General features: G+C 60.7%; 1 protein-coding gene. It reads right to left on the reverse strand.

Translation table 11 applies throughout. The annotated features are described in order from the left end of the window. Positions 1 to 270: GTP-binding protein (locus tag ACPYOM_RS22575; RefSeq protein WP_481347675.1), on the reverse strand; the 270-nt coding region annotated here is incomplete at both ends.

Raw genomic sequence — 270 nt, forward strand, 5'->3', positions numbered from 1 at the left:
GTAGTCGAACTTCATGCCCTGCGAAGCGTCGTCCCAGTAGATCGCCTTCATCTTGACCAGGTCGACCACGCCCTTGAAGTTGTCTTCGGCGCCGATGGGGATCTGCAGCGGGATCGGGTTGGCCTTCAGGCGGGCGCGCATCTGCTCGTACACCTTGAAGAAGTTCGCACCGGTACGGTCCATCTTGTTGACGAAGGCCAGACGCGGGACTTTGTACTTGTTAGCCTGACGCCACACGGTTTCCGACTGCGGCTGCACGCCGCCGACTGC

Source organism: Monashia sp. HAY1-2A (assembly GCF_056755315.1).